At 71.3% G+C, this 12797-nt stretch carries 14 protein-coding genes and 3 tRNA genes; 4 read left to right on the top strand and 13 right to left on the bottom strand.

Going from position 1 to position 12797, the window contains the following annotated elements:
• Positions 1-39: 39 nt before the first annotated feature.
• The 6 genes from MQV74_RS24515 to MQV74_RS24490 all read right to left on the bottom strand — a co-directional run bounded on the left by MQV74_RS24515 (position 40) and on the right by MQV74_RS24490 (position 2432).
• Entirely contained in the window at positions 40-660 is a 621-nt protein-coding gene (locus MQV74_RS24515; RefSeq protein WP_242721110.1) for a TetR/AcrR family transcriptional regulator, read from the bottom strand.
• Positions 661-831: 171 nt separating this feature from the next.
• Positions 832-1260 carry a MaoC family dehydratase gene (locus MQV74_RS24510; protein ID WP_138961296.1) on the bottom strand — a complete coding sequence of 143 codons (429 nt, stop codon included), beginning with the start codon at positions 1258-1260 and terminating at the stop codon, positions 832-834.
• Between the two features lie 4 nt (positions 1261-1264).
• Positions 1265-1723 carry a MaoC family dehydratase N-terminal domain-containing protein gene (locus MQV74_RS24505; protein WP_242721107.1) on the bottom strand — a complete coding sequence of 153 codons (459 nt, stop codon included), beginning with the start codon at positions 1721-1723 and terminating at the stop codon, positions 1265-1267.
• 261 nt (positions 1724-1984) lie between these two features.
• Positions 1985-2149, bottom strand: coding sequence for a 50S ribosomal protein L33 (gene rpmG, locus MQV74_RS24500; RefSeq protein ID WP_003956487.1), 165 nt, complete (start codon positions 2147-2149; stop codon positions 1985-1987).
• An 88-nt stretch (positions 2150-2237) separates the two neighbouring features.
• Positions 2238-2310, bottom strand: a tRNA-Met gene (locus tag MQV74_RS24495).
• A 49-nt stretch (positions 2311-2359) separates the two neighbouring features.
• Positions 2360-2432: transfer RNA gene (locus tag MQV74_RS24490), tRNA-Thr, on the bottom strand.
• A 394-nt stretch (positions 2433-2826) separates the two neighbouring features.
• Here MQV74_RS24490 and MQV74_RS24485 point away from each other — a divergent pair.
• A complete protein-coding gene (locus MQV74_RS24485; RefSeq protein WP_242721104.1) occupies positions 2827-4059 on the top strand; it encodes an amidohydrolase family protein in 1233 nt (410 codons plus the stop codon).
• Positions 4060-4138: 79 nt separating this feature from the next.
• Positions 4139-4795: an SDR family oxidoreductase gene (locus MQV74_RS24480; protein ID WP_242721101.1), complete on the top strand. Its 657-nt coding sequence runs from the start codon at positions 4139-4141 to the stop codon at positions 4793-4795.
• Between the two features lie 28 nt (positions 4796-4823).
• Here MQV74_RS24480 and MQV74_RS24475 read toward each other — a convergent pair whose 3' ends face one another.
• Together MQV74_RS24475 and MQV74_RS24470 are read right to left on the bottom strand one after the other, a co-directional pair.
• Complete coding sequence (locus MQV74_RS24475; protein WP_138961292.1) at positions 4824-5045, bottom strand: hypothetical protein; 222 nt, start codon at positions 5043-5045, stop codon at positions 4824-4826.
• Positions 5046-5376: 331 nt separating this feature from the next.
• Positions 5377-5458, bottom strand: a tRNA-Tyr gene (locus MQV74_RS24470).
• 196 nt (positions 5459-5654) lie between these two features.
• Between MQV74_RS24470 and MQV74_RS24465 the strand changes: the two genes are divergently transcribed.
• On the top strand, positions 5655-6143 hold the full coding sequence (locus MQV74_RS24465) for a YajQ family cyclic di-GMP-binding protein (RefSeq protein ID WP_030684979.1): 489 nt from the start codon (positions 5655-5657) through the stop codon (positions 6141-6143).
• A gap of 148 nt (positions 6144-6291) precedes the next feature.
• Here the strand turns inward: MQV74_RS24465 and MQV74_RS24460 are convergent, their stop codons facing one another.
• Positions 6292-6558 (bottom strand): GlsB/YeaQ/YmgE family stress response membrane protein, encoded by a 267-nt coding sequence (locus MQV74_RS24460; RefSeq protein WP_242721098.1) that lies wholly within the window; start codon positions 6556-6558, stop codon positions 6292-6294.
• 98 nt (positions 6559-6656) lie between these two features.
• Between MQV74_RS24460 and MQV74_RS24455 the strand changes: the two genes are divergently transcribed.
• Entirely contained in the window at positions 6657-7928 is a 1272-nt protein-coding gene (locus tag MQV74_RS24455; protein WP_242721095.1) for an APC family permease, read from the top strand.
• Positions 7929-8172: 244 nt separating this feature from the next.
• Here the strand turns inward: MQV74_RS24455 and MQV74_RS24450 are convergent, their stop codons facing one another.
• From MQV74_RS24450 to MQV74_RS24435, 4 genes are all read right to left on the bottom strand, one after another.
• The gene (locus MQV74_RS24450; protein WP_138961289.1) at positions 8173-8610 is read right to left on the bottom strand and encodes a YccF domain-containing protein; all 438 of its coding nucleotides are present in this window, start codon (positions 8608-8610) and stop codon (positions 8173-8175) included.
• Complete coding sequence (gene htpX / locus MQV74_RS24445; RefSeq protein WP_138961288.1) at positions 8607-9470, bottom strand: zinc metalloprotease HtpX; 864 nt, start codon at positions 9468-9470, stop codon at positions 8607-8609. Before htpX ends, MQV74_RS24450 begins: the two co-directional genes overlap by 4 nt.
• A 182-nt stretch (positions 9471-9652) precedes the next feature.
• Positions 9653-11221, bottom strand: a complete 1569-nt coding sequence (locus MQV74_RS24440) for an NADH-quinone oxidoreductase subunit N (protein ID WP_374120679.1) — start codon at positions 11219-11221, stop codon at positions 9653-9655.
• The gene (locus MQV74_RS24435; protein WP_242721092.1) at positions 11218-12795 is read right to left on the bottom strand and encodes an NADH-quinone oxidoreductase subunit M; all 1578 of its coding nucleotides are present in this window, start codon (positions 12793-12795) and stop codon (positions 11218-11220) included. The genes MQV74_RS24440 and MQV74_RS24435 overlap by 4 nt, the downstream gene beginning before the upstream one ends.
• Positions 12796-12797 lie beyond the last annotated feature (2 nt).

The following is a 12797-nucleotide window of genomic DNA, read 5'->3' as shown; positions in this document are numbered from 1 at the left end:
CGCCCGGACACCGGGCGATTCCACCGGGGCCGGACGCCCCTACGAGGACTGCCCCGGAGCCCGCGCCGCCTCCGGCTCCTTCACGAGCAGGGGCCTCTTCGCCTCCCCCGGAGGCTGCGCCGAGGCGTAGAACCCTTCCCACACCCGGTGCTCAGGCGGAAAACCCATGGCCGACAGGGCATTGAGCAGCATCCCGTAGGCCAGGAAAGTCGTCGTCTCGTCCACGTCGGCGCCGAGCGGCAGGTGCACGGTCTCCCAGAGCTCCATCCAGCCGGCGCGCACCATCTCGCCGAATTCGTAGTCCCCGGCCGCCTCGGCGGCGGCCACGGCCACGTACGTCTGGAGCTGCATGTGCAGCTTGTCGGGATCCTCCGTGATGAGGCCGTGGTACGCCCGCGCCATGGAGTGCAGGGCCTCTTCGCCCTCGAGCCCCTCGCTCGCCGCCTCGAACACCTTCCGGACCTCTTCGCAGCAGCGCGCCGACGCCGCGAGGAACATCGCCTTCTTGCCGGGGAAGAGACGGAAGAGATACGGCTGCGAGACCCCGACGCGCTTGGCGATCGCCTCGGTGGACGTCCCGTGATAGCCACCTCGGGCGAACTCGCTCATCGCCGCCCGAATGACGCTCTCGCGTCGCTCCTCCGCGCTCATCCTGACCATGCGAGTAAGTTAGTACTCAATCACTAACTAAGTCAAGGGGGTCGGGACGGCGTCAGCGGGTCCTGCGGAACGCCGCCCCGGCGCGGAGCGTTGATCAGGCCGGGGGCCCACAACGCGTAAGGGGCGCCCCGCAATGGAGAACGCCCCTTACCTCTCGCTTCCTCGCCGCCGTCAGGCCAGCCGCACGACCGCGCGCGACATCCCGAGGACCTTCTGCCCGGCGCTGGTCGCCAGCAGGTCCACGCGGACCTTGTTGTCGTCGAGCTTGGCCGCGACCTTGGCGCTGACCTCGATCGTCGCGCCCTCGTCGTCGTTCGGGACCACGACGGGCTTGGTGAAGCGCACGCCGTACTCGACGACGGCGGCCGGGTCACCGGTCCAGTCCGTCACGACGCGGATGGCCTCGGCCATGGTGAACATGCCGTGCGCGATGACGTCCGGCAGGCCGACCTCCACCGCGAACTTCTCGTTCCAGTGGATGGGGTTGAAGTCCCCGGAGGCGCCCGCGTACCGCACCAGCGTGGCGCGCGTCACGGGGAAGGTCTGGGCCGGCAGCTCCGTGCCGACCTCCACGTCGTCGTACGCGATCTTCTCTGCCATCGCCTTACGCCTCCTCGGTCGCGGCCGCGCGCGCGACGAGCTTGGTCCACGCGGTCACCACGTGCTCGCCCGCCTCGTCGTGGACCTCGCCGCGGATGTCCAGGATGTCGTTGCCCGCCATCGACTTGATCGCCTCGATGGTCGAGGTGACGGTGAGCCGGTCGCCCGCGTACACGGGGCGCGTGTACGCGAACTTCTGGTCGCCGTGCACGACGCGGCTGTAGTCGAGCCCCAGCTGCGGGTCCTCGATGACCTGGCCCGCGGCCTTGAACGTGATCGCGAACACGAAGGTCGGCGGGGCGATGACGTCCCGGTGGCCGAGCGCCTTGGCGGCCTCCGGGTCGGCGTACGCCGGGTTGGCGTCGCCCACCGCGACCGCGAACTCGCGGATCTTCTCGCGGCCGACCTCGTACGGGTCGGTGGGCGGGTAGGTCCGCCCGACGAAGGACTGGTCGAGCGCCATGGCTCGGCACCTCCTGCAGCTGGGTTCCAATGAGCTCGGATTCTCGCGAGCCCGGTACCGCCGGTGGCGCGCCCGCACGGAGCCGCAGACCGGCTACGGGCTGGGCGAGAGATCGAGCAAGAGACGCTACCGGCGATCCGTGAAGACTGGGTCCAGCAGATCTCTTCTGGATCTACTGGATCTACAAACAACTACTGGATCTACAAACGACTAGAGGCCGCCCCCGAAACAACGGGGGCGGCCTCTAGTTCTAGCCTGTGTTTATCGCGTCTCGCGGTGCGCGGTGTGCGAGTTGCAACGCGGGCAGTGCTTCTTCATCTCAAGACGGTCCGGGTTGTTACGCCGGTTCTTCTTGGTGATGTAGTTCCGCTCCTTGCACTCCACGCAGGCCAGCGTGATCTTCGGGCGGACGTCGGTGGCAGCCACGTGAGTGCTCCTATGACGGACGGATGGACGGATGAACGCATAAAGAGTAGCCGATCGAAGGACCGACCCCGCAATCGGCTACTGTGTGTAGCGGTGACCGGACTTGAACCGGTGACACAGCGATTATGAGCCGCTTGCTCTACCGACTGAGCTACACCGCTGCAGATGTGATGCGGTTCCTCGCCGAGGCGAGGAAACCCTTCACATCAGAGCCCCAAAACGGAATCGAACCGTTGACCTTCTCCTTACCATGGAGACGCTCTACCGACTGAGCTATTGGGGCGAGCGATGAAGACATTACACGCTCGGCAGCCGTTCGCCCAAATCCGTTTCGCGAGGCCCGTCCGGGCTCGTGGCAGGTGCCCCGATCGGCCCGTCCCGTACGCGTCGCAGCGCCTCACGAGCCATCACCGAGCACGCGCGCCACACCGGTACGCGGACCCCCTGGCGTCACGCGGGCACGTGGGTCCACCAGCGCCGCACCGGCACGCCTGAGCGCGCCCGCGCCACGGCGGCAGGGCTCACGCGCCCCGACAGCGCGGCTCCCGCACCACAGCGGTACGACTATTGCGCTCCTCCGCGAAGCGGGGCCGCCGCCGTCCTAGGCTCGCCTCACGCTGCGTGATCTTGCGCGCCTCGAAGCCGCGTCCGCGCCGCCCCCGAGCCCCAGGAGCGCGATGCCCGACAGTCAGCCGCAGCAACCCCACTCCGCCGAGCCCGACGCCACCTCCGGAGCCCTGCTGCTCTGCGGGGCACGGCTCGTGGACGGCAGGGCCGTGGACGTCCGGGTCGGCGCCGGGCGCATCGAGGCCGTCGGCACGGCGGGCAGCCTCAGCGCGCACGCCGCGCGCGTGGACCTGAGCGGCTTCCTGCTGCTGCCCGCCGCCGTCGAGCCGCACGCCCACAGCGACACGGCGCTGTCCGCGCTGCGCGAGGGGCCCGTGTCGTACGACGCGCAGGACGTCCAACGCCGTACCACCGAGGCGGCGTTGTTGCAGCTGGGGCACGGGGCGACGGCGCTGCGCGCGCACGTACGCGTCGGGGACGTGCAGGGTCTTGGCTGTCTGGAGGCGGTGCTCCAGGCGCGCCGGTCGCTGCGCGGGCTCGTCGACCTGTCCGTGGTCGCGGTGCCGCGGCTCCTGACGGGCGCGGCCGGGGCCGACGGGCTCGCGATGCTGCGGGACGCGGTGCGGATGGGGGCCTCCGTAGTGGGTGGTTGCCCGGATCTGGACCCCGATCCGACGGGGTACGCGGAGGCGGTCCTCGACCTCGCGGCGGAGTACGGCCGCCCCGTCGACCTGCACACGGACGGCGGCGACCCGGCGCGCCTCGGCCGGTTCGCCGCCATGGCCGGGGGCTTGCGGCCCGGTGTGGCCGTCGGCCCCTGCGGTGGTCTGCGGCGGCTGCCCTCCGACGTGGCCGCGCGTGCGGCGGAGCAACTCGCGGCGGCCGGGGTGACGGTGGTGTGCCTGCCGCAGGGCGGCTGCGGCGCGCTGCCGGGCGGCACTGGCACGCCTCCGGTGCGCCTGCTGCGGGCCGCCGGGGTGCGGGTCGCGGCGGGCAGCGGCGCGCTGCGCGACGTCGCGAACCCCGTGGGCCGCGGGGATCCGCTGGAGGCGGCGTACCTCCTGGCCTCGCGCGGCGGGCTGCGCCCCGACGAGGCGTACGCCGCGGTGAGTTCGGTCGCCCGCGAGGCCATGGGCCTGCCGCCGGTCAGGGTCGAGGCGGGCTTCCCCGCCGAACTCCTCGCCGTGCGCGGCGACAGCCTCGAAGGGGCGCTGTCGCTGGCGTACAGCCGTGTGGTGGTGCATCGGGGGCGCGTGGTGGCGCGGACGAGCGCGGTGCGCGAGTACTGCGACTCCGCGGCCGCGGTGGCGCTCGGCCTGCCGCGGCAGGGGCGGGGGGCGTGACGGCGTACGCCTGCGGGGACAGGGGCGTCGCGGGTGCCGTCCGAGGCCGAGCGGCCGGATCTGCCGTACCGTCGGAGGCATGCGCATTGTCATCGCTGGAGGCCATGGACAGATCGCCCTGCGTCTGGAGCGGCTGCTCGCCGCGCGCGGGGACGAAGCCGTAGGAATCATCCGCAATTCGGCGCACGAGTCGGACCTGCGGGACGCCGGTGCCGAGCCGGTGCTGTGCGACCTGGAGTCGGCGTCCGTCGAGGAGGTCGCGGGGCATCTGGAGGGCGCGGACGCGGTCGTGTTCGCCGCGGGCGCGGGCCCGGGCAGCGACGCCGCCCGGAAGGACTCCGTGGACCGCGCGGCCGCCGTCCTGTTCGCGGACGCGGCGGAGCGGGCCGGGGTGCGGCGGTACGTGGTGGTGTCGTCGATGGGCGCGGACCCGAACCACGCGGGGGACGAGATCTTCGACGCGTATCTGCGGGCCAAGGGCGAGGCCGACGCGGACGTACGCGGCCGTGCGGCCCTCGACTGGACGATCCTGCGCCCGGGGATGCTCACGGACGACGCGGGCACGGGTCTCGTGCGCCTGGAGGCGTCGACGGGGCGCGGCCCCGTCCCTCGCGACGACGTGGCCGCAGCGCTCGCCGAGCTCCTGGAGACCCCGGCGACGGCGGGCCTGACCCTCGAACTGGTCAGCGGTTCCATGCCGGTGTCGGTGGCCGTGAAGTCGGTCGCCGGGAACTGACCCGCACGTCACCGGTCGCGGACGGGGCTCAGAACAAGGGCAACTGTCCGGGGAATTCAGGCACTACGTAGCCGTCGAGTGCGGGCTGCGCGGCACCGATCTGGGCGTGCCGGCGCGAGCCGGGGCACGAGACCAGGTCCTCCCCGCCGCGGGGCCCCGGCGGATCGTGACGAGCGAACCGCCCGCCGACGACGGCGATTTCGCGCCGACACTCCGGGCAGTGCCTGCGACGCGCTGAACTGGACGACATGTCACCAGTGTGCCCACGGCACCCGCGTGCGTCGCGCACCCGCTCCCGCGTCGGCGCCACCTGACCGTCGGCGCCACCTGGCCTGCGAAGGGGGCCGCCGCTCCGGGGGCCGGGCCGCCCCCGCACGTCCCGGGGCCTTGGCCGACGGCGCCGTGCGCCCAGGGCGAGGGTGCGATCGAGGCAAGGGCGGGACCGGGCCATTGTGAGGCAGATCACCCATTTTCGATCTGCTTTTCGATCGGCGCAAGTGATCGCCGAATACCCCCTCAGGGAAACGCAAAGACCCTCTCCGACCTGCGTAAACACAGATCGGAGAGGGTCTCTCTCAGCGTGGCGGCGCCAGGATTCGAACCTGGGAAGGCTGAGCCGGCAGATTTACAGTCTGCTCCCTTTGGCCGCTCGGGCACACCGCCGGGTTTGCTGCCTGGCCCCGCTCTCGCGGTGCTCCGTGGCAACGACGTAAACGATACCCGATGCCCAGGGGTGCTTCGCCACCCGATTGATCGGCACCCGGCGCGGGGGCAGTGGCTAGGCTTTGCGGATGCGGTCGGCGACTGAAGGCCGTGTACCCGCTGAGTACGCAGATACCGATACAAGGAGCCACAGGACATGGCCGACTCCAGTTTCGACATCGTCTCGAAGGTCGAGCGGCAGGAGGTCGACAACGCCCTCAACCAGACGGCCAAGGAGATCTCGCAGCGCTACGACTTCAAGGGCACGGGTGCCTCGATCTCGTGGTCCGGCGAGAAGATCCTGATGGAGGCGAACGGCGAGGACCGCGTGAAGGCGATCCTCGACGTGTTCCAGTCCAAGCTGATCAAGCGGGGCATCTCGCTGAAGTCGCTGGACGCGGGCGAGCCGCAGCTGTCCGGCAAGGAGTACAAGATCTTCGCGTCGATCGAGGAGGGCATCTCCCAGGACAACGCGAAGAAGGTGGCGAAGATCATCCGCGACGAGGGCCCCAAGGGCATCAAGGCGCAGGTGCAGGGCGAGGAGCTGCGCGTCAGCTCGAAGAGCCGTGACGACCTCCAGACCGTGATCGCCCTCCTGAAGGGCAAGGACTTCGACTTCGCGCTGCAGTTCGTGAACTACCGGTAGGTAGTCGAGTACGCGGTCGAGTCGTACGCACGCCGTGGGACACAAGGGGGCGGGCACCCGGATCGGGTGCCCGCCCTTGCTGCTGGCTGCGGTCTGTGTGGGGAACTCGTAGGTGCCTCGCGGGGACGTCCACGGCCGTCCGGCGGAGTCAGCGCCGGGAGTGGCCGAAGAGGATGCGGTAGGCGATGAGCAGGACGAGCGAGCCGCCGATGGCCGCCGTCCAGGTCGCGCCGTCGAAGAAGTGCTCGGCTATGGGCCGGTCGAGGAAGCGGGCGGAGATCCAGCCGCCCACGAAGGCGCCCGCGATGCCGATCACCGTCGTGCCGACGAAGCCGCCCGGGTCGCGGCCCGGGAGCAGGATCTTGGCGGTGGCACCGGCGAGGAGGCCCAGAATGATCCAGCTGATGACACCCATGCGGTGACCTGACCTTTCGTGCCTTTTCGTGCGTTGTTGTCCTGTGGGACGTCGCGAGGGGCGGTGGCGGTTCCCTCAGGTCGCTAGGGTGCGGGCCCATGACGGGGCGGACGGGACGACGGGGGCCTGGCGAGGCCGGGGAGCTGCGGCGGACGCTCGGGGTCCGCGACGCCGTGGTGATCGGGCTCGGCGCGATGGTGGGGGCCGGGATCTTCGCGGTCCTCGGGCCCGCGGCCGCCGCGGCCGGGTCGGGGCTGCTGGTCGCGCTCGCGGTCGCCGCCGTGGTCGCGTACTGCAATGCCGTGGCCTCGGCCCGGCTCGCGGCGCGCTACCCCGCGTCCGGCGGGACGTACGTGTACGGGCGGGAGCGGCTCGGGGAGTTCTGGGGCTATCTGGCGGGCTGGGCGTTCGTCGTCGGCAAGACGGCCTCCTGCGCGGCCATGGCGCTGACGGTGGGGGCGTACGCGTGGCCCGGGCAGGCGCACGCCGTCGCGGTGGCCGCCGTGGTGGCCCTGACGGCCGTGAACTACCTGGGCGTGCGGAAGTCGCTGTGGCTGACCCGGGTGATCGTGGCTGGGGTGCTCGCGGTCCTCGTGCTGGTCGTCGCGGTCTGTCTGGGCTCTTCGGAGGCCGCGGCGGGGCGCGTGGACGTGGGGCTCTCCGGCGGCTTCGGCGGGGTCCTGGAGGCGGCGGGGCTGCTGTTCTTCGCCTTCGCCGGGTACGCGCGCGTGGCGACGCTGGGCGAGGAGGTACGCGACCCGGCCCGCACCATTCCGCGCGCGGTTCCCCTGGCCCTCGGCATCGCGCTCGCGGTGTACGCGTGCGTGGCCGTGGCGGTGCTCGCCGTCCTGGGGGCGGGCGGGCTCGCGGAGGCTTCGGCTCCGCTGGCGGACGCCGTACGGGCCGCGGGGGTGCCGGGCCTGGTGCCGGTGGTGCGGGTGGGGGCGGCCGTGGCGGCGCTCGGGTCGCTGCTCGCGCTGATCCTGGGCGTGTCGCGGACGACGCTCGCCATGGCGCGCGACCGCCATCTGCCGGGGGCGCTCGCCGCCGTGCACCCGCGCTTCCAGGTGCCGCACCGGGCGGAGCTCGCCGTGGGCGCAGTGGTGGCCCTGTTGGCCGCGACGGTGGACGTGCGCGGCGCGGTGGGCTTCTCGTCGTTCGGGGTGCTCGTGTACTACGCGATCGCCAACGCGTCGGCGTGGACGCTGAGTCGGGCGCCCCTCGCGCGCGTGGGGCCGGTGGTGGGCGCCGCGGGGTGCGTGGTGCTGGCGTTCGCGCTGCCGGGGGTTTCGGTGGCGGTCGGTGCGGCAGTGGTGGCGATGGGGGGCGTGGCCTACGGGGTGCGGCGGTGGCTCGGGGGGCGGGGCTGACGTGGGGCCCGGGGCCGGCCCGGCGGGGCGTCAGTTCCTGGCGGGGGCAGACGATCCCCGGCGGTCCCCGGTTCGCGGTCCCCCGGCTATGGCCCTGCCTTGTCCGCGAGTGAGCCCCTGCTGCGGGGTGTGCCGTGCTCGGGAAGGCGCCGCCGGGCCGTGCCTTCGCCGCCGGGGCGCCGCGCCGACCCACCGGACAGGCCCTAGTGGGCCCTCGGCCGGAACCCCGCCTCTTCGGAGCGGGTCACCACCCCTGGTTCTGCGGATGCCCGGCGGGTGCCGGTCGTACCGACGCCGCGCCGAACGGCTCGTCCGTGGGCACGATTTCGCGGCCCAGGGGCATCAGGGAGATCGGGATCATCTTGAAGTTGGCGAGGCCCAGTGGGATGCCGATGATCGTGAGGCACAGCAGGACGCCGGTGATGATGTGGCCGATGGTCAGCCACCAGCCCGCGAGGATCAGCCACACCACGTTGCCGATCAGGGACGGCGCGCCCGCGTCGGACCGCTCGACGGCCTTGCGGCCGAAGGGCCACAGGGCGAAGAGGCCGATGCGGAAGGCCGCGAGGCCGAGCGGGATGCCGATGATCGTGATGCACAGGACCACGCCCGCGACCAGGTAGGCGAAGCACATCCACAGTCCGCACAGGACGAGCCAGATGAGGTTCAGGATTACTTTCATCGCGGGCGACCTGCCATCTTTTCGAGCCGGGCGATGCGCTCCGCCATCGGCGGGTGGGTGGAGAACATCTTCGACATACCCTGGCCCGGCCGGAACGGGTTCGCGATCATCATGTGACTCGCCGTTTCCAGCCGCGGCTCGGGAGGGAGCGGCAACTGCTTCGTACCGGCGTCGAGTTTACGCAACGCGCTCGCGAGGGCCAGGGGGTCGCCGGTGAGCTGGGCGCCGGACGCGTCGGCCTCGTACTCCCTGGAGCGGCTGATGGCGAGCTGGATGATGGAGGCGGCCAGCGGGCCGAGCAGCATGATCAGGAGCATGCCGAAGATGCCGGGGCCCTCGTTGTCGTTCGACCGGCCGATGGGAATCAGCCAGGCGAAATTGACCAGAAACATGATGACCGAGGCGAGGGCGCCGGCGACCGAGGAGATCAGGATGTCCCGGTTGTAGACGTGGCTCAGCTCGTGGCCGATGACGCCGCGCAACTCGCGCTGGTCGAGGATGCGCAGGATGCCCTCCGTACAGCAGACGGCGGCGTTGCGCGGATTGCGGCCCGTCGCGAAGGCGTTCGGCGCCTCGGTGGGCGAGATGTACAGCCGGGGCATGGGCTGGCGGGCCTGGGTGGAGAGCTCGCGCACCATGCGGTACAGCTCGGGGGCCTCGAATTCGCTGACCGGGCGGGCGCGCATGGCGCGCAGGGCCAGCTTGTCGCTGTTCCAGTACGCGTACGCGTTCGTCCCGATGGCTACGAAGAGCGCGACGATCAGGCCCGTACGCCCGAAGAAACTGCCGATGACGAGGATGAGTGCCGACAGTCCCCCGAGGAGTACGGCGGTTTTCAGCCCGTTGGTTCGGCGGTGCACGGTACGCCCTCCTGGTGGTGCGCGGGGGAACCCTCTGCTTGCTGGTCTTCCACTGTTCAGTGGACCCTCCCTTCCTGGTCAACGCCAGGCGGGGGGAGCTAGTTCCCTTGTGCGCGCCGGAGCCGCTGTGGGCCGCCCGGGTGACGCGGTCGTCTCCCGGGCGGAGCGGCTTCAGGAGGGCGTCAGAACGGGCTGGTCCCGGTGAACCTCAGGACGATCTGGGGCGCTCCGGAGAGGGCGATTCCGAGGACCGCGGTCGCGGCGATGGCCGCGGTGAGCGGGGCGGGGACGCGGTGCCGGGCGGGCTCGCCCTCGGGGGCGCGGAACAGCAGCGCCGTCCACTGGAGGTAGTAGTACAGGGCGATCACCACGTTGACGGCCATGATCACGGCGAGCCAGCCGAGGCCCGCGTCGACGGCCGCCGAGAAGACGGTGACCTTCGCAAAGAGGCCGATGATGCCGGGGGGCAGGCCGGCGAGGCAGAGCAGGAAGAAGGCCAGGGTGAGGGCGGACAGCGGGCTCTTGGCGTACAGGCCCCGGTAGTCGCTGACGCGGTTCTTGCGCTGCGTGCGGCCGACGAGCGCGGCGACGGCGAAGGCCCCCAGGTTCACGACGGCGTACATCAGGGCGTAGGCGACGGTGGCGCCGACGGCGTCCCTGGGGGCGTCCTCGCCCCGCCCGTTGTCGAATCCGGCCGACGCGATCGGCACCAGGAGGTAGCCCGCCTGGGCGACCGACGACCAGGCGAGCAGTCGGACCGCGCTGTACGCGCGCGTGGCCTGTTGTCTGAGGGCAGCGACGTTGCCCGCCGTCATGGTGAGCGCGGCCAGTGCGGCGATGGCCGGGCCCCACACGTCGTCGTACGACCGGAAGCCGACGACGGTGACGAGGATGAGGCCGGTGAAGCCGACCGCCTTGCCGACGACCGAGAGGTACGCGGCGACGGGCAGGGGCGCGCCTACGTAGGCGTCGGGTACCCAGAAGTGGAAGGGGACGGCCGCCACCTTGAAGGCGAATCCGACGAGGGTCAGCACGACACCGGCCTGGGCGAGCGTCTCCAGCTGCCCGTCGACCTGCCCGAGCTTCTCGTCCAACTCGGTGAGGTAGAGGGTGCCCGTGGCCGCGTACACGAAGCTCACGCCCAGGAGGGTCACGGCGGTGGCGGCGACCGAGGAGAGGAAGAACTTCAGGGCGGCCTCGGAGGACCACTTGTCCCCGCGCTTGAGGCCGACCAGGGCGAACGCGGGCAGGGAGGCGACTTCGAGGGCGACGACGAGCGTGGCCAGGTCGCGGGAGGCGGGCAGCAGGACGGCGCCCGCGACCGATGACAGGAGCAGGAACCAGAACTCCCCTTCGGGGAGCTCCCTCTTGGCGGCCCGCGCGTCCTTGAGGGTGCTCAGGGACAGCAGACCGGCGAGCAGCGCTCCGCCGAGGACGAGGAGCTGGATGGCGAGGGTGAACTCGTCGACCGTGTAGCTGCAGACGGTGCCGCCCGTGCCGACCACGCAGAAGGTGTCGCGGTGGTGGGAGTCGGCGATCGGCAGCATGGAGAGCGCGGCGGCGGCCAGGCCCGCGAGGGAGATCCAGCCGAGGAGCGCCTTGCGGTGCTCCCCTACGAAGAGGTCGATCACGAGCACGGCGAGCGCGACGACGGCCGTGATGGTGGGCGGCAGGATCGCGGGCCAGTCGACGCTCTGGACGACGCTGGCCGCGCTCTCGACGAAGGCGCTGTCGGTGGGGGCCACGGTCACGACTTTCCTCCCGCGAGGAGCTGCTGCACGGCCGGGTCGGTGAGGCCGAGGAGGGCCGCGGGCCAGAGTCCGGCGAGGACGGTGAGGGCGACGAGCGGCGTCCAGGCGGCGAACTCGTAGGCGTGGACGTCGGCGAGCCGGGGCGCTTCCGCTCCGACGGCCGGGCCCATGCACACGCGGCGGACGACGATGAGCATGTACGCGGCCGTCAGGAGGGTGCCGAAGGCGGCGACCGCCATGAACGTGAGGTACGCCGGGCGGCTGAGGTCGTCCGCGGGCTTGAACGCGCCGAACAGAGACAGCATCTCGCCCCAGAACCCGGCGAGGCCCGGCAGCCCGAGCGAGGCGACGGCCCCGAAGGCGAGCAGGCCGCCGAGGCGCGGGGCCTTGCCGTAGAGGGCGGCGCCGGACCCCTCGGAGAGGGCGTCGAGGTCGCTGGTGCCGGTGCGGTCCTTGAGGGCGCCGACGAGGAAGAACAGCAGGCCGGTGATCAGGCCGTGGGCGATGTTCGCGAACAGGGCGCCGTTCACGCCGGTCGGGCTCATCGTGGAGATGCCGAGCAGCACGAAGCCCATGTGGCCGACGGACGAGTACGCGATGAGGCGCTTGAGGTCGCCCTTCGCGCCGGGTCGCGCGAGCGCGAGGCAGGCGAGCGAGCCGTAGATGATCCCGACGACGGCGAACGCGGCGAGGTAGGGCGCGAAGGTCCGCATGCCGTCCGGCGCGATCGGCAGCAGGATCCGGACGAACCCGTACGTACCCATCTTCAGCAGGACACCGGCCAGCAGGACCGAGCCGACGGTCGGGGCGGCGGTGTGGGCGTCCGGCAGCCAGCTGTGCAGCGGCCACATCGGCGTCTTGACCGCGAGCCCGACGCCGATCGCCAGAACGGCGATGACCTGCACGGACTTGGTGAGCTCGGGGTGATTGTCAGTGGCGAGTGCCACCATGTCGAACGTGCCCGACCTGAGACCGATGAGGAGGAGGCCGAGCAGCATCACGACGGAGCCGAGCAGCGTGTAGAGGATGAACTTCCAAGCCGCCTGCGTGCGTTCGGCGCCGCCCCAGCGGGCGATGAGGAAGTACATCGGGATGAGGACCATCTCGAACGCGAGGAAGAACAGCAGCAGGTCGAGGACGGCGAAGGTCGCGAGGGTGCCGGACTCCAGCACGAGCACCAGCGCGACGAATGCCTTGGGGGACGGCCCCGCAGGCATTTTGAAGTAGCTGTACAGCGCGCAGAGGAAGGTCAGCAGCGCGGTCAGGACCAGAAGGGGGAGGGAGATGCCGTCGATGCCGAGGTGGATGCGCACGTCGAGCGCGGGGATCCAGCTGATGTCGGTCGTGGCCTGCATCTTCGACGGGTGGTCGTGGTCGAAGCCCAGCGCGAGGACGATCGCGGCGAGCAGGATCGCGCCGGTCACGGTCACGCCGTGGCGCAGCACGGCCTGGTCGGGCGACTTCCCCTTCAGCCCGGGCGGCGCCGGGAGGAGGGCGGCCACGGCGCCGACGAGCGGACCGACCACGATCAATGCGAGAAGGAACTGCATCACGGACTCACTGATACCGATCACTG

The organism is Streptomyces sp. AN091965, from assembly GCF_022698285.1.
GTDB lineage: Bacteria > Actinomycetota > Actinomycetes > Streptomycetales > Streptomycetaceae > Streptomyces.
The sequence above is the reverse complement of the archived record's forward strand: the minus strand, read 5'-3'. Positions and strand labels throughout refer to the sequence as shown.